The 15,744-nt window shown below is 67.8% G+C and carries 14 protein-coding genes; 5 read left to right on the top strand and 9 right to left on the bottom strand.

Annotated elements, in window-relative coordinates:
• Positions 1–69: 69 nt before the first annotated feature.
• From NQ038_RS05705 to NQ038_RS05670, 8 genes are read right to left on the bottom strand one after another with little or no spacing between them, the layout of a single operon-like run.
• A complete protein-coding gene (locus NQ038_RS05705; RefSeq protein ID WP_257062024.1) occupies positions 70–1,080 on the bottom strand; it encodes an ornithine cyclodeaminase family protein in 1,011 nt (336 codons plus the stop codon).
• Positions 1,077–2,288 carry an amidohydrolase family protein gene (locus NQ038_RS05700; RefSeq protein ID WP_257062023.1) on the bottom strand — a complete coding sequence of 404 codons (1,212 nt, stop codon included), beginning with the start codon at positions 2,286–2,288 and terminating at the stop codon, positions 1,077–1,079. Before NQ038_RS05700 ends, NQ038_RS05705 begins: the two co-directional genes overlap by 4 nt.
• A complete protein-coding gene (locus NQ038_RS05695) occupies positions 2,285–3,751 on the bottom strand; it encodes a chlorohydrolase family protein (RefSeq protein ID WP_257062021.1) in 1,467 nt (488 codons plus the stop codon). The genes NQ038_RS05700 and NQ038_RS05695 overlap by 4 nt, the downstream gene beginning before the upstream one ends.
• Positions 3,748–5,271, bottom strand: a complete 1,524-nt coding sequence (locus NQ038_RS05690; RefSeq protein ID WP_257062020.1) for an ABC transporter substrate-binding protein — start codon at positions 5,269–5,271, stop codon at positions 3,748–3,750. Before NQ038_RS05690 ends, NQ038_RS05695 begins: the two co-directional genes overlap by 4 nt.
• Complete coding sequence (locus tag NQ038_RS05685) at positions 5,268–6,110, bottom strand: ATP-binding cassette domain-containing protein (RefSeq protein ID WP_257062018.1); 843 nt, start codon at positions 6,108–6,110, stop codon at positions 5,268–5,270. The genes NQ038_RS05690 and NQ038_RS05685 overlap by 4 nt, the downstream gene beginning before the upstream one ends.
• Positions 6,107–7,099: an ABC transporter ATP-binding protein gene (locus tag NQ038_RS05680; RefSeq protein ID WP_257062017.1), complete on the bottom strand. Its 993-nt coding sequence runs from the start codon at positions 7,097–7,099 to the stop codon at positions 6,107–6,109. Before NQ038_RS05680 ends, NQ038_RS05685 begins: the two co-directional genes overlap by 4 nt.
• Before the next feature lie 2 nt (positions 7,100–7,101).
• Entirely contained in the window at positions 7,102–7,998 is an 897-nt protein-coding gene (locus tag NQ038_RS05675; protein ID WP_257062016.1) for an ABC transporter permease, read from the bottom strand.
• Positions 7,995–8,915, bottom strand: a complete 921-nt coding sequence (locus NQ038_RS05670; protein ID WP_257062014.1) for an ABC transporter permease — start codon at positions 8,913–8,915, stop codon at positions 7,995–7,997. Before NQ038_RS05670 ends, NQ038_RS05675 begins: the two co-directional genes overlap by 4 nt.
• A gap of 207 nt (positions 8,916–9,122) precedes the next feature.
• Here NQ038_RS05670 and NQ038_RS05665 point away from each other — a divergent pair, with 207 nt between their 5' ends.
• From NQ038_RS05665 to NQ038_RS05645, 5 genes are read left to right on the top strand one after another with little or no spacing between them, the layout of a single operon-like run.
• Positions 9,123–9,875: an aspartate/glutamate racemase family protein gene (locus NQ038_RS05665; RefSeq protein WP_257062013.1), complete on the top strand. Its 753-nt coding sequence runs from the start codon at positions 9,123–9,125 to the stop codon at positions 9,873–9,875.
• A 12-nt stretch (positions 9,876–9,887) separates the two neighbouring features.
• Positions 9,888–10,574 carry a GntR family transcriptional regulator gene (locus NQ038_RS05660; RefSeq protein WP_257062012.1) on the top strand — a complete coding sequence of 229 codons (687 nt, stop codon included), beginning with the start codon at positions 9,888–9,890 and terminating at the stop codon, positions 10,572–10,574.
• Between the two features lie 36 nt (positions 10,575–10,610).
• A complete protein-coding gene (allB, locus tag NQ038_RS05655) occupies positions 10,611–11,969 on the top strand; it encodes an allantoinase AllB (protein WP_257062011.1) in 1,359 nt (452 codons plus the stop codon).
• Positions 11,966–13,195, top strand: a complete 1,230-nt coding sequence (locus NQ038_RS05650; RefSeq protein WP_257062010.1) for an alanine--glyoxylate aminotransferase family protein — start codon at positions 11,966–11,968, stop codon at positions 13,193–13,195. The genes allB and NQ038_RS05650 overlap by 4 nt, the downstream gene beginning before the upstream one ends.
• Complete coding sequence (locus NQ038_RS05645; protein ID WP_257062008.1) at positions 13,192–14,529, top strand: allantoate amidohydrolase; 1,338 nt, start codon at positions 13,192–13,194, stop codon at positions 14,527–14,529. The genes NQ038_RS05650 and NQ038_RS05645 overlap by 4 nt, the downstream gene beginning before the upstream one ends.
• On the opposite strand, the gene NQ038_RS05640 is transcribed toward NQ038_RS05645, so the two are convergent.
• Positions 14,526–15,734 (bottom strand): amidase family protein, encoded by a 1,209-nt coding sequence (locus NQ038_RS05640; RefSeq protein WP_257062007.1) that lies wholly within the window; start codon positions 15,732–15,734, stop codon positions 14,526–14,528. The genes NQ038_RS05645 and NQ038_RS05640 overlap by 4 nt on opposite strands.
• Positions 15,735–15,744 lie beyond the last annotated feature (10 nt).

Below are 15,744 nucleotides of genomic sequence, written 5' to 3'. Positions count from 1 at the left end.
GCACCGCATCGGTGCGCAAACGCGCAGGTTCCGGATCCATAACCAGCCTAACTCAAAAGTGAGGTTGCCCTACTGTCGAAGCGAAACGGTTTGACCGACACCACTTTCCTCCGCCAGTCCCAGCACCAACCTGGCAGCCGCCAAATCCTGGGCCGCAATCCCCACCGAGTTGAACACCCGCAGCGCCGAATCCCCGATCTCCACGGGGCCGGCGAGGACGTCGCCCAGCTCGGTCAACCCGGCCGGATCGAGCACCCCGGCGGCAACGGCGCCGCGCACGTTGCCGGACTCCCGCAGGGCCAACTCCCGCCTGTCCACGACGATCGTGTCCGCCCGGGCGAACACCTCGGGCAGGACCTCGGAGAAGAACGGGCGGGGCGGGGACCCGACGGCGGCCAGAAGCGTCCCAGGGCGCAACCACTCAGCGCGCACGAACGGCTCGACGGCCGGCGTCAGGGTGCACACGACATCGGCCCGTTCGACCGCATCCTCCGCAGTGCCCACCACTTGGACCGGCACCCCCAGATCTCGCAGTTCCAGCGCTGCCCGCTGCGCACGCTCCCGCGTCCGCGACCACATGACGAGCTGTTCGAAATCCGGGCCGCCGTACTCGCGCAGGGCGCACAGCGCCCTGGCGTGTTCCACCGCCAGCGCCCCCGCACCCAACAGGGCCAATGTGCGGGAATCACAGCGGGCCAGGGCCCGGGTGGCGACCGCAGTGGTCGCCGCGGTGCGCAGCCGGGTCAGCGCCCGACCGTCGACCACACCCCGGCACTCCCCCGTCGCGAAATCGATCAGTTGGATGCTCGAGCGCTGGGCCGGCAGCCCCAGGCTCCGGTTCCCCGGAGCATCGGCGAGCACCTTGACCACGACGTCCCCGGAGCCCAGATCACAGGCCAGCATGGGAATCGCGGCCGGCTGGGTGTGCGGATCCCCGTCCTCGGCCGCCAGGGCGTCCGGAACGGGCTGGAGCACCCTGCCGACTGCGATCCCACGGTGGACCTCTTCAAGTACCGTGAACAAATCGGCGGGACCGATGAGCCCTTCGACTTCCTCCGAGGTCAGCAGCCGGGTGCTCAAAGCAGTTCCCCGGCGTCGGCCACCACCGCACCGGCGTGGACGACCGTCCGGCCCGCCGGACGGTCCATCACGGCCTCGGCCGGGTACTGGCCGGGCACCAATACGAAGTCGGCGGCGTCCCCCACGTCGAAGCCGCGTGCCGGGCCGAACCGCAGTCCGGCATCCATCACCCGCGCACCGCCCAGCGTCGCCGTCTCCAGCGCAAGTTCGATATCCGCATCGCGCCGCAGATTGTTGGTGAAGGACAGCTGCCAGGTCCGATCCAACATATCGGTATTGCCATACGGCGACCAGTAATCGCGCTGTCCATCCTGGCCCAGTCCCATCCTCACCCCGGCTTCCCGGATCTCCTTGAGCGGCAGATCGCCGCGGGAACCCGGCGCGATCGTGGTGACCGCCATGTCCAGCTCCCGCATCTCCTCGAGGAAGGCGGCTCGCTGCCCTTCGTCGATCTGTCCCAGGAAGAACGCATGGGCCAGGGTGACCTTGCCCTTGTAATCCAGCGCCCTGACCCGTTTGACGATCTGCCCGGCCGAGAACAGGCCGAGCTCCCCCGGCTCGTGCAGGTGGATGTCGATTCGGGCCTCGTGCTTGAGGGCGAGGTCGAAGACCGTATCCAGCTGACCCTTCGGATCGGCGTCGAGCCCGCACGGATCGATCCCGCCGACGATATCGGCACCGGCGCCCAGAGCCTCGTCGAGCAGAGCGGGCACCCCCGGCTCCAACAGCATGCCGGCCTGGGGAAAGGCGACGATTTCCACGTCCGCCCGCACGTTGTGGGCCCGCCGTGCGGCTGCGACCCCCTCGAACCTCTCCAGCCCGCAATCGGCGTCGATCTGCGCATAGCTCCTGGCCCTGGTCAGCCCGTGTGCGATCGCCCGGCCCAGCGTCTCCGTGGCCCGTTCGGAAACCGGGGCCTCGGCGCTGCGCCAGTGGTCCCGATCGTTCTGGATACTCGACCACAGGTTCTTGCGCTCATAGTCGTTGGGACGGAACGGCAACCCGATCCGCGTCGAATCGAGGTGAACGTGGACATCGGAGAAGGACGGGAAGATCATCCGCCCGCCCCCGTCGAGCCGGGCGGTGTCCACCGGTTCCGGCGGTACGGCCCCACTCGGTTCCACCGCCGCCACCACTCCGGCGGCCACGGTGATGTCAACGGGATCCCCGCCCCAGGGACGGACGTTTTCGATGATCAGGTCTGTCATTTGCCATTGCCCTTCTCGAAGCTGGCCGGGAAGAGCTCCTCGGTCCCCCGGTGTGCGTGATCGCGTTCGGTGTAGGCCGCCCGCATCCTGTCGAACAGGCCCTGCGCCCGGCACTTGAGCCCATCCATGTCCGGCACTCCCAGCACCTGACCGTCGAGCATCACGGTGCGGCCCGCGACGACGGTGCGCACGATGTCGCGCCCCGATCCGTTGACCACCAGAGTGCGCACCGGGTCCTCCACCACGCCCATGGCGAAGTCACCCAGTTCGGCAACGATGAAGTCCGCCTTGGCACCCTGGGACAGTCTGCCCAGATCCGGCCGGCCCAGAGCATCGGCACCCGCCGAGGTCCCCGCCCGGACATAGGAGTCGACCCGGCCGGCGGCCAGGGACCCGCCCAGGATCTTCCCGACCTGGACCCCCACGTCGATGCCCCTGATGAGGTCAGGAGGGAAGGAGTCGGTGCCCAGCACCATGTGCAGCCCTGCGGCCAGATAGGCCTCGAAGGTCAGCAGTCCACTGCCATACCTGGCCGAGGTCAGGGGACAGTGGATGATCGGCACCCCGGCCTCCACCAGTCGGCGCACATCGGGCCCCTGGGCGACCTGCGGATCGCGCAGGTCGCCCAGTTCGCGCCCGTGCGGGATCAACAGCTTGGCCTCCAACAGGCCGGCCTCGGCGAGGGCGTCGACGACGCCAAGCTGCCATTCCCGCTGGGTGAAGCGGACCTCGCCGGCGCCCTGCAGACAGTGCAGGCGGACGAACACATCGCGCTCACGCGCCACCCGGGCGGTCTCACGCATCAGTTCCATGCTCAGGGTCTCGATCCGGCACGGCAGCAGGGTGCCGTGAACCAGATCGGTCTCCAGACCGTCCGCATAGTCCAGGAAGGCCACTGCGTCCTCGAACCCGACACGTCCGCGCTCGGTGGCGTAGTAGACGTCCCCGCCGCCTGCATCGCTGACGTTGACCCCGGAACGGTATGACGGCCCCAGATAGCCGCGCAGACCGATCCGCTGGGAGATCTCAGCCACGTCCACGAAGTCCTGATAGGTCTCCGCCCAGTCCGAGTGCACCTCCGATGCGATCGGCATGAAGGTCGTCACCCCGTGCCGGGCCAGCTGCGCGATCGCGAACTCCCGCACCGTGGCCCGCTCCTCCTGGGTGAAGACCCCGTGGGGTGCCGCAGCGTAGTCCGGCGACCAGTTGTAGCCGCCCGAGGTCGACCTGTCGGCCCAGGAGTCCAGCAGGCAGTGGTCGATGTCCGTCAGAGCGTCCAGGTCGATGAAACCGGGCATCACGAGCGAGGTGGACGCGTCGATCTCCTCGTCGGCCTCTCCGTCCCAGCTCTGTCCGACGTAGACGATCTCCTCGCCCCGGTAGACGAGTTCGGCATCCGCCAGGATGACATGATCGGTTCCGTTCCAGGCCAGAAGATGACCGGCCCTGACCCGCGTCGTCATTTGGCCTCGGCCCCCTTGATCGGGAAGAACAGTGCCAGGTCGTCGGCCCGCGGGGTGAAGTCGACGTTTTCGGACACCGCATAGTTCGATTCGGGCACGAACAGCGGGATCAGCAGCGCATTGTCCGCGTTGTAGCGCATCAGTTCACCGTAGGCCTTGACCCGCTGTTCCCCGGAAGTCCGCCTGGTCTTCATGACCATCTCCTTGGTCTTGTCCTCCTTGGCGTAGTCATTGGCATCTCCGGCGAACATGCTTTCAATCACCGGATCGCCGTCCATCTGCGATGGCGCATAGGTGTTGAGGTAGATGCCGGCCATGTTCTCATCGGTGTAGATCCGCTGGCTCAGGGTCGACTGATCCATGCCCTCCATCTTCACATTGATCCCGGCCTTCTTGAGCATCTCCTGGGTCGCCTGGGCGATCTCCTCGCTCAGCGGGATCCGGCCCGCCGTGGCGTAGGACAGGGTGATCGGCTCATTGTCGTAGCCGGCCGACTTCAGCAGTTCCTTGGCCTTGTCCACATTGTGTTCCCCCGCCTTGATCGAGGCATCGTAACCGGCCACCTTCGGGGCGATCATCTGCGTGGCCTCCGTCGCGTGTCCGTCCAGCACATTGTCCACGAGCGCCTTCTTGTCGATCGCCAGGTCGATCGCCTGGCGCACCTCCTTCTTCGCCAGCGGTCCCTTGGTGCTGTTGATCCCGAAGAAGGTCACACCATTGGATTCCTGCGCTTCGACCTTGGCGGTTCCCGTCACGGATTCCGTCTGGTTCGGGGATATCAGCGCGACGTTCAGACTCGAGGACAGCACCCCGTTGAGGCGGGCGTCCTCATCGGCCACCGTCTGGAACGTCACCTTGTCGTACTCGGCCTGTTCGCCCCAGTAATCCGGGTTGCGCTCCATCACGTAGTCCACGCCCACGGTCCGGCTGACGAACTTGTACGGACCCGAGCCGATGGGCGCCTCGGCGAACTTGGCGCTGCCCAGTTCCTTATAGACCTTCTGCGGCACGATCGAGACCGAGGTGGTGATCGAGGGGAAGGGGGCGAACGGCGTGTGCAGCTTGAACACGACGGTGGCGTCGTCCTTGGCCTCGACGCTCTTGAGCGGCTTCATATAGCTCAGCGGCGAGGAGTCGGGGGTGTTCAGGATCGTGTTGTAGGTGAATGCCACGTCCTGGGCCGTCAGCGGATCCCCATTGCTGAACTTCACGCCGTCGCGTATGTGGAAGGTCCAGGTCTTCAAGTCCTTGGACGACTCCCATTCCGTGGCCAGGCGCGGCACGATCTTGCCGTCGGCGGTGAGGATCGTCAGGGCGTCGAACATCCCGTAGTACAGGCTGTAGCCGACCAGCGAACCGTCCATAATGGGTTCGGCCGTCTTACTGGGTTCGGTCACCTGTGCAACGGTGATCTCGGTCGGCTTATCGCCGGAGGAACCGGAGCCGCCGCAAGCGCTCAGGGCGAGCACGGTGGCGGCCGTCAGTGCGGCGATGAGACCGCGGGTCTTGGGGGCTTTCATGATTGTCTCCTTGGATGGGGCTGGGCTGTGGTCGGTCGGCTGTGCGGGTCTGGTTCGGGCACTGATTCCAGCAGGGTCTTGGTGAAGGGCTGTTGTGGACTGTTGAAGACATCGTCCCGGCTCCCCAGTTCGACGATCCTGCCCTGGTCCATGACCGCGACCCGGGTGGCGATGTGCCTGATCACCGATAGATCGTGGGCGATGAACAGATAGGACAGTCCCAGGTCCCGGCGCAGGTCCTCCAACAGGTTGAGCACCTGCGCCTGCACGGATACGTCCAGGGCGGACACCGGTTCGTCCAGGACGATCACCTCCGGGTCGAGGGCCAGGGCGCGGGCGATGCCGATCCGCTGCCGCTGGCCGCCGGAGAACTCCCGGGGCCGCTTTCCCAGGGCGCTTTCGTCCAGGCCGACCCTGGCCAGGGTGTCGACCACTCTGGCCCTGCTGTAGCAGTGGTTGATGCGCAGGGGTTCTGCGACGATGTCGTGTGCCGTGTGGTTGGGGTTGAGCGAGGAGTACGGATCCTGGAACACCATCTGGATGCGATGGTGCAGGGCCACGCGTTCGCGTCCGTTGATCTTCGCGATGTCGTGGCCGAACAGTTCGATGCGCCCGCCGGCAATGGGATTGAGGCCGAACAGGGTGCGCACCAGGGTGGACTTGCCACAGCCGGATTCCCCCACCAGCGCCAGGGTCTCGCCCCGTCGCAATTCGAGGTCCACTCCGTCCACGGCGCGGTTGACGCTCCTCTTGAGTCCCTTGCGCGTGGAGAACTCGACGCGCAGATCGTGGATCGCCACGGGGGCCGCCCCCACCACGGCTTCGACTACCGCCGTCATGCCGCCTCTTCCTGTGCCACGTGCAGGCAGGCCGCAGTGTGGGTGGGCCCCAGGGTCACGGGCACAGGCCGCCCGGTGCCGCAGGCCTCGTTCTTCAGGGGGTTCTCGCACCGGGGCGCGAATGGGCAGCCGGCCGGCCGGTCCTGCACCGGCGGCGGGGAGCCGGGGATCGCATAGGCCCGCTGGCCCAGTTTGGCCGTGGTCAGCAGACTGCCCAGCAACCCCTGCGTGTAGGGGTGCGTGGGATGGTCGAAGACATCCCAGACCGTCCCTTCCTCTACGATCCGCCCCGCGTACATCACCGCGACCCGGTCGGCGATCTGGGCGACCAGGCCAAGATCGTGGGTGATCATCAACATTGCCGCCCCGGTGGCCCGCCGCCGGGCGGCCAGGGTCTCGATGACCTGGGCCTGCACCGTGACGTCGAGGGCCGTCGTCGGTTCGTCCGCCAGCAGGACGGAGGGATCATTGGCCATGGCCATGCCGATCACCGCGCGCTGGCGCATGCCCCCGGACCACTGGTGCGGGTAGGTCCGCACCCGGTCGTCCACGTCCTTGATCCCGACGCTGTGCAGGATCTCCCTGACGCGGTCGTCGACCTTGGCCTTCGGCAGCTTCGGATCATGGGCCCTGATCGCCCGGCCGACCTGGTCCCCCACCCGTTTGACCGGGTTGAGGCTGGTCATCGGGTCCTGGAACACCATGGCGATGTCCTTGCCACGGATCCTGCGCATCCGGCCCTCGTCCAGTTCCGTCAACTCGGTCCCGCGGTAGCGGATGCTGCCGGAGAGGATCTCCAGAGGCGGGGCCAGCAGGCCCAGCACCGCCAGTGCCGTCACCGACTTGCCACTGCCGGATTCGCCCACCAGGCACAGGGTCTCCCCTTCGTACAGGGCAAAGGACGCGGTCTCGACGATCTGCACGACCTCCCCGTCCCGGTCCCGGTATCCAATGCACAGTTCTTCGACTTCGAGGATGGGCTCTGCCATTGTCATGACCTCCTGATTTTCTTGCGCATCCGGCGGATCGGCCCCTGGCCGTTCTCCCCGGTGAACCGTTGGCTGAACAGATTGACCCCGGAGACGACCAGGAAGATCGCGATGCCCGGGATGATCGCCTGCCAGGGCTGTTCGCGCATGTACTTCTGCGAGTCCCCGATCATCGAGCCCCAGCTGGGCAGTGGTGCCTGGACGCCCAGCCCCAGATAGTCGAAGGCCGACATCAACAGGATCACCGCTCCGATATCGGTGCTTGCCAGGATCAGCATCTGCTTGAACACGCTGGGGATGACATGCGAGCGCAGGATCCGGGTCGTGCTGGCGCCCTGCAGCTTGGGTGCCAGCACGAAGTCACGCTGGCGCAGGCTGCGCGCTGTGGTCCGGGCCACGCGGGCGTATCCGACCCAGTAGGTCAGGGCCAGCACCACGACCATCAATACGACACCGGGGCCCAGGGCCGCGGCAAGCGCCGTGAGGACCAGGATCATCGGCATGGCCAGCTGGACGTCCGCCAGGGCCATCAGGACGTTGTCGATCTTGCCGCCGAAGTACCCGGACACGGTGCCGATGATCATGCCCAGGATGGCATTGGCGATCACCACGATGGCGACGATCAGCAGCGTGACCCGGCCGGCCAGTGCCAGCCTGGATGCTGTGTCGCGGCCCAAGTTGTCGGTGCCCAGCAGGTGTCCTCCCGCTCCGGGTCCCAGCAACTTGGCTGTGAGGTCCTGTCCGTACGGGTCGTAGCCCGGCAGCAGGGGGTAGAGCAGGGCGAAGGCCACGGACACTACGAGCATGGCCGCCCCCAGCAGGTACTGCCAGTCGTCGGCCAGACGGAATCCGGTTCTGCGCCGCGGCCGGGCGGGCGTGGGTGTGTCGATCACTGTCATGAGAGCCTCACTCGCGGGTCGAGGGCAGCTTGGACGAAGTCGACCAGGATGTTCGCCAGGACGAACAGGAGGGCGACCATGATGAGCCCGGACTGGACGACCGGGAAGTCACGGGAGTAGACGCCGTTGACGATCAGCTGGCCCAGGCCGGGCCAGGCGAAGACGTTCTCGATGAGCACCAGGCCGCCGAGGAATGCGCCGAGGTTCATCCCCGCCACCGTCAGGACCGGCAGTACGGCGTTGGGCATGACCTCGCGCAGCATGACGAACCGGGGGTTCTCGCCGCGGGCGTAAGCCGTGCGCACGTAGTCGGCGCCGGATTCCTCCGTCATCGACGAGTCGAGCAGTCGCATGTACACGACGAACTGCGCGGTGGCGATGGTGATGGCCGGCATGATGACCGCCTGCGGGGTCGCATTGCCCAGCGAGGGCAGGAGCCCCAGCTGAACCGACAGGACCAGGACCAGGATCAGGCCGAAGAAGAAGTCGGGGATCGAGGCGCGCAGCGAGCCCACCGTGAGCAGTGCCGAGCGCAGCCAGCGGCTGCGGGAGTACTGCATGACGAGCACCGCGGCGAATGCCAGCAGCAGGCCCAGGGCCAGAGCGGTCAGGCCCAGATGGAGTGAGACGGGTAGCCGTTCGAGTACCAACCCCATCGAGGACCGCCCCGTCATCCGGTAGGAGTCCTGGAAGTCGCCGTGCAGGATCCCTCCCAGGTAGTCCAGGTACTGCACGAAGTAGGGCCGGTCGAAGCCGAGCTTCGAGCTCAGCGCGGCGATCTGTTCTGGGCTGGCGTTCTCCGGCAACATCTGCGCGGCGGGATTGCCCGCGATCCGTCCGAACACGAATGTGATGCTCACGACCGCGAAGATCGTGAAGAGCGCCTGGAGGAGCCGCCGGAGCAGGTAATTCGCCATATGGCCTCCTGGAGGTGAAGAACTCGAGTTGATTTGTATACAACTTAGCCAGGAATTGTTACATGTGAGTTTCGCCTCGTTACCGTCCTGCAAAATGCTCATAGCTTATGTGGCAAGGCCTAGCGCAGGACTCCGGTTAACCGAGCCGTAATCTACCCCTCCTAAGATGGCTCTAGTTGTATACAAATAGGCATAAAGGAGTGACCCATGCGACTACTGGTGGTGAACTGCAATACCTCCGCGGCGACGAGCGCTGCGATCGCAGCGGGAGCGCGGGCCGTGGCCGCCCAGGATGTGGAGGTCCGGGTCGTCGAACCCGACTGGGGCGTTGAATCGGCCGAGGGTTACTACGACAGCTTCATCAGCGCGGCCGCCGTGCTGGACGTGCTCGGCGTCCACGGCGATGACTACGATGCGGTGATTATGGCCGGGTTCGGAGAACACGGACGCGAGGGTGCCCGACAGCTCCTGCGGGCACCGGTCGTCGACATCACCGAGGCTGCGGTGATGGCCGCGCAGCTGCTGGGCCGCAAGTACGGCATCGTCACGACTCTGGCGCCCACTCTTGGCGGAATCGAGGACACCCTGCTGACCACGGGCCAGCTGCAGCGCTGCGTCGGCATCAGGGCCGCCCGGATCCCCGTGCTCGAGGCCCACGGCGATCCCGAATCCACAGCAGCCCGGCTGGCCGTCGAGGCCGAACCGCTCATCGCGGCCGGCGCCGATGTCATCGTCCTGGGCTGCGCTGGCATGGCAGGCCTGGACACCGCTCTGGAGAGCCTGCTGGGCCTGCCGGTGGTCGACGGGGTGGCCGCAGCCGTCGGCTTCGCCGAAGCACTGGTCAGAATGGGCAAACAGACCTCGAAGGCCGGCGTCTACACCCCGCCCCATGCGACCAAGCTCCGCCCCTCCTGGCCGGTGTCGAGTCGACTCGGCGGACCCGCGCCCCTGAGCGTATAGGCTTGGGCGCCTATGAGGGACGAACTGCCACTGTCCGGCACCGAGAAGAACAATCCACGCCTGTCCGCCCAGGTCTACTCGCTACTGCGCCGCAGGATCATCACGGGGGACTTGCCCCAGGGAACCAGGATCACCGAGCAACGGCTCGCCGCCGAACTCGAGGTCTCCCGGATCCCACTGCGCGAGGCCCTGCCCAAGCTGGCCGGCGAGGGCTTCATCAGTTCCCAGCCCCGCCGCGGGGCGATCGTGGAGACGTGGAGTACCAAGGACGTCCACGATCTGTTCGATACGCGCCTGGCCCTCGAACCGGCGGCAGCCGGCTACGCAGCCGAGCTGATCGGCCGCGGCGGCCCGATCGGCGACCTGCGCGAGGCATTTGCGATCACCAGGGAGAAGCTGATCGGCGGGGACGAACTGGAGGTGGCCGAGGCCAACGCCCATTTCCACCAGATCATGGTCGACACCGCCGGCAACGTCCTGCTGTCGAATCTGATGCGCGCGACCAGCGGCCGCATGGCTTGGCTGTTCTACCTCACCAGGAACCGCGATCCCCATCTGGCCAACGCCGAACACCAAGAGCTCACCGAGATCATCGCCTCGGGCAACCGGAAACTCGCGGAGGCTGCCGTCTACGCCCATATCGAACAGGGCCGGATCCCCTCGCTCGAGGCGATGTCCGACGTATTGACGAACAACTGATCCACCGGCGCGGCCGGTGGAGGAAGCGAGGAAGACATGCCAGACCGCCTCATCCCACCCGCATCGATCGCCGCCGAACGCACCTACCTCGACGGGTCCTTCCGACCCGCCACGGTCCGGATCGCCACGGACGGCACCGTCGCCGCCATCGACCCGTTCGATCCGGGCGCCGAGGTCGTGCTCGCCTCCGACGCGGTCCTGCTACCGGGCCTCGTCGACACCCATGTGCACCTGAACGAGCCCGGCCGCACCGCCTGGGAGGGGTTCGCCACAGGGACTGCGGCGGCCCTGGCCGGCGGTGTCACCACTGTCTGCGATATGCCCTTGAACTCCCTGCCGGTGACTACTACACCCCGCGCCCTGGCCGTCAAACGGGAGGCCACCGGCGGACAACTCGCCTGCGATCTGGCCTACTGGGGCGGCGCCGTCCCAGAGAACCTGGGGAGCCTGGCGGAACTGCTCGACGCCGGCGCGGTGGGCGTGAAATGCTTCATGGGGCCCAGCGGAATCGACGAGTTCGGTCACCTGGACCCCGCCCAGATCACCGCCGCCATGACCGAACTCGCGCGGGTGGACGGACTGCTGATCGCACACGCCGAACTCGCGCACCTGCTCGGCGAGGCCTCGGGACCGGACTATCCGGCCTTCGCCGCCAGCCGGCCGCAGCGCGCCGAGGTCGAGGCGATCGAGATCCTGGTCGACGCCGCCCGGCGCACCGGGGCGCGCGTCCACGTGGTCCATCTGGCCGCCGCAGAGGCACTGGACGTGGTCCGCCGCGCCAAACGCGCCGGGGTGCGCATCACTGCGGAGACCTGCCCCCACTATCTGAGCCTGTGCGCCGAGGAGATCCCACCGGGCCAGGGCAGGTTCAAGTGCTGCCCGCCGATCCGCGACGCGGCCAATCGCGACGGACTGTGGGAGGGGGTGCTCGACGGCACCATCGATGCCATCGTCAGCGATCACTCCCCCGCCACGGCGGAACTCAAGGACAATCCCGACCTGGGCCAGGCCTGGGGCGGAATCGCCGGCGTGCAGACGGGCCTATCCGTCGTCTGGACCGCAGCGCGGGACCGCGGCATCGGACTGGAGAGGATTCTGCCGCTATTCACCACCGGCCCCGCAGCCCTCGTCGGCCTCGATGGGACCGGCGAACTGCCGGTGCGCGGCCGGATCGCCGTGGGCGCCGCCGCCCACATGACAGTCTTCTCCCCCGGTAGCCCGTACACCCTGCGCGCAGCCGATCTGCTGTACCGCAACACCATTTCGCCCTGGCTCGGCTCTGACCTGACCGGCAGCTTCCGCGCAACCTACCTCTATGGGGCGCCCGCTTGGGACCCCGCGCACGGCACCGGCCCGGCCGCCGTGCTCACCCGCACTGGAAAGGAACTCATATGACATCGGCACCCATCCCGCCCCTGGACCCGCCCACCCGACTTCTCATGGGCCCCGGACCCATCAACCCCTATCCACGGGTGCTGCGCGCTCTGTCGACCCCGCTGATCGGCCAGTTCGACCCGTTCATGACGGACACCATGTCCGAAACCCAGGAGCTGTACCGGACGGTCTGGGACACTGCCAATGACGCCACCGTGCTCATCGACGGCACCGCCCGTGCCGGGATCGAGGCCGCCCTGGTATCCCTCATCTCCCCCGGCGACCGGGTACTGGTCCCCGTCTTCGGACGCTTCGGCCACCTGCTCGTCGAAATCGCCCAGCGGGCGGGAGCCGAGGTCCACACCCTCGAGGCCGAGTGGGGAACTACGGTGCCCACCTCCCGCCTCGCCGAGGCCCTGCGCAGCGTGCGCCCGAAGCTAGTGGCGACAGTCCAGGGCGACACCTCCACCACGATCAACCAACCACTGGAGGAGTTCGGACGGCTGTGCGAGCGCTTCGGCGCGCTGCTCTACGCCGACGCCACGGCATCCCTGGGCGGCAATGAGTTCCACGCCGACGCCTGGGGGCTCGATGCCGCCACCTGTGGCCTGCAGAAGTGCCTGGGCGGGCCCAGCGGCTCGGCTCCTCTGACCCTGTCCCCGCGTGCGGTCGAAACGATCCGCTCCCGTTCCCGGATCGAGGCCGGAATCCGCGAAGCCGACGATCCCGCAGCCGGCGGGGACGTCATCCGCTCGAACTACTTCGACCTGGGCATGATCCTGGACTACTGGGGACCGCGGCGCCTCAACCACCACACCGAGGCCACCTCGATGCTCTATGCGGCCAGGGAATGCGCTGCGCTCTTCGTCGAGGAGGGGCCTGACGCCGTGGTGGAGCGCCACCGGTTGGCCGGAGGCGCGCTGTGCGCGGGACTGCAGTCCCTGGGACTCGAGCTCTTCGGCGAGGCGGCACACCGGATGAACAACGTGGTGGGCGTCGTGATCCCCGAAACCGTCGACGGCGATGCCGTCCGCGCGGGGCTGCTCGAGGACTTCGGCATCGAGATCGGCACCTCCTTCGGCCCCCTGGCCGGACGTGTCTGGCGCATCGGCACCATGGGCTACAATGCCCGCAAGGACACCGTGCTGACCACCCTCGCAGCGCTCTCCGCGACCCTGGGGGCACACGGGATGCCGAACTCGGCCGATGAGGCAATCGCCGCGGCCCAGGAGGTATTTGCGGGATGAGTGAACAGGATTTCACACACGCGTTCCCACAGGCGGGACGGCTGGGCCTGGACGCCGAGGTGCTGGCCAGGGCCACCACCCGGATCATGGAGCGCTGCGACCGACTGGCACTGATCACCTCGACCCCGGGGTCGATCACCCGCGTCTACCTCTCGCCCGAGCATGCCAAGGTCAATGCCCTGGCCGCCGAGTGGATGCAGCAGGCGGGCATGACCACCTGGCAGGACGCCGCGGGCAACCAGCTGGGCCGACTGCCCGCCCGTGATCCTGAGGCTCCTGCCCTGCTGCTGGGCTCCCACCTGGACACGGTCAAGGACGCTGGGCGCTATGACGGCATCGTCGGGGTGCTCATGGCCATCGAGGTGGTCCGGCTGTTGGCCGTCAAAGAGGGCGGGCGGAGTGTCTCCCCCTTCCCCTTCGCCATTGAAGTCGCCGCCTTCAACGACGAGGAGGGCACCCGGTTCGGCCGTGCGCTGATGGGCTCGGCCGCAGTCGCCGGCCAGTTCGAGGAGTCCTGGCTCGACATGGTCGACGAACAGGGGGTCAGCCTGCGGCAGGCCTATCTGGACTTCGGCCTGGACCCCACTGCGATCGGCCGGGCAGCCCACTCCGCCGATCGCCTGGTGGGCTACCTCGAGGCCCATATCGAACAGGGCCCGTACCTGGACCGCCGCGGCGAGCCCCTGGCCGTGGTGTCCTCGATCGCCTCGGGCAAGCGGTTTGAGATCACCGTCGACGGGGAGGCCAGACACGCCGGTGGCACGCCGTACGACGCCAGGCACGATGCCCTGCTCGGCGCCTCCGAGGCTGCCCTGGCGGTGGAGCGGATCTGCGCGAACGCCCACCACATCATCGGCACCGTCGGGCAGTTGCAACTGTTCCCCGGAGCGGTCAACGTGGTGCCCGGACAGGCGCGGTTCAGCCTGGACCTGCGTGGCGAGTTCGACACGGCCAGGGACGACACCTGGGAGCGCATCCGCTCCGAGTTCGACGCGATCTGCGCCCGGCGCGGCCTGCGCTGGAGCGCCCGCGAATTCTACAGTGCGGCGGCCCTGGAGTGCGCGGCCCCGCTGCAGGACATGATCAGGGAGGGCATCGGATCGACCGTTGCCGACTTCGCCGATGCCTCCGGCCCCGCCGCCCTGTTCAGCCCGGCCGGGCACGATGGGATGACGATCGGCGCGCTGACGGATGTGGCCATGCTGTTCCTGCGCAATCCGGACGGGATCAGCCATGCTCCAGCCGAGGACGTCTCCGCCCCGGACGTGGCACTGGGCCTGCGCGCCTTCGCCGAGGCGGTGGCCCACCTGGGCGCCGAGTCCACCACGGTCTAGCGCGCCAGGGCCGCCAGGGACCGTCCCCGTTCGATCAGCTGCAGGTCGGAACCGCGCGGACCCACCAGGCAGATGCCGACGGGGGTGGGATCGTCCCCGTCCCCAGGGTCCAGAGCCGGTACGCTCAGCCCCGGCAGTCCCCCGAGGCCGGCCAGGCAGGTCAGCCGCAGGGTCGCGGTCCGGTCCGACTCCAGGTCCGCCTCGTCCGCCGAACTCAGCGGGGCGGGCCCCGGGGCGGTGGGCAGGATGAGGACGCCGGTTTCGCTCAGCTCGCGGATTGCGGAGCGAACACCGCTCAGTCGAGCGCGCGCCGCCGCGATGTCAGCGGCCGGCGTGGCCAGGGCCGCAGCAAAACGCCCCGCGATGGTGGGGCCCAGCGCTCCGGGATGCGCCTCGATCCAGCCGTGCCAGTTCTCCGCGGCCTGCCCGGCCTGTACCGTTTTGAACAGCTCCTGGAGTTCGATCGGGTGGGGGATCCCATGGTCGGCCAGGGTGGTCTCCCGGACCGGGACGCCGGCGGCCAGGAGGGCGGCGAAGGCGGCCTGCGTCTCCGGGCTGCACAGTTCCACCAGTTCCCGTGCCACCAGCAGGGGCAGCCCGGCTCCGGTGGTCCCACTCAGCAGTATCCGAGCAGCGGCTTCCAAGGTGTCGGGGTCCCGGGTCAACAGCCCCAGGGTGTCGAACTCCTGGGCCAGCGGCAGCACTCCGGTCTGCGGAACCGTGCCGTGCGTTGTGCGCAGGCCCCACAGACCCTGGTAGGAAGCGGGCACCCTGATCGATCCTGCGGTGTCCGTGCCCAGGCCGATATCCGCCTGATCCAAGGCCACGGCACTGGCGCATCCGGAGCTGGAACCCCCGGAGATCCTGTCGGAGGCAACACCGTTCGGCGGCGCCCCGTAGTGTTCATTGCGCCCGGCGATGCTGTAGGCGAACTCATCGGTCCGCGCCACTCCCCGCAGCCGGGCGCCGGCGTCCAAGAGCGCCGCCACAGCGGGATTGGACACGGTTTCGACCCCAGCCTCGGCCAACCAGGTGGGATTACCGGCCCCGATCTGCTGTCCGGCCACCGCGATGATGTCCTTGACAGCCAGGCGCAATCCGTCCAGCGGGCCCGTACCGGCGGCCGGCGCGGCAGGGTCGGCGAGGACGCGCCAGATCCGCCCGTCCGGCTCGGTGGAAAGGTGTGCGGGAGCATGACCGTGCATGGGGTCACAC

The sequence above is a fragment of the Brevibacterium sp. 50QC2O2 genome (assembly GCF_024580675.1).
Classification (GTDB): Bacteria; Actinomycetota; Actinomycetes; order Actinomycetales; family Brevibacteriaceae; genus Brevibacterium; species Brevibacterium moorei.
Note: the sequence above shows the minus strand (reverse complement) of the source record. Positions and strands in the feature narration are given on the sequence as shown.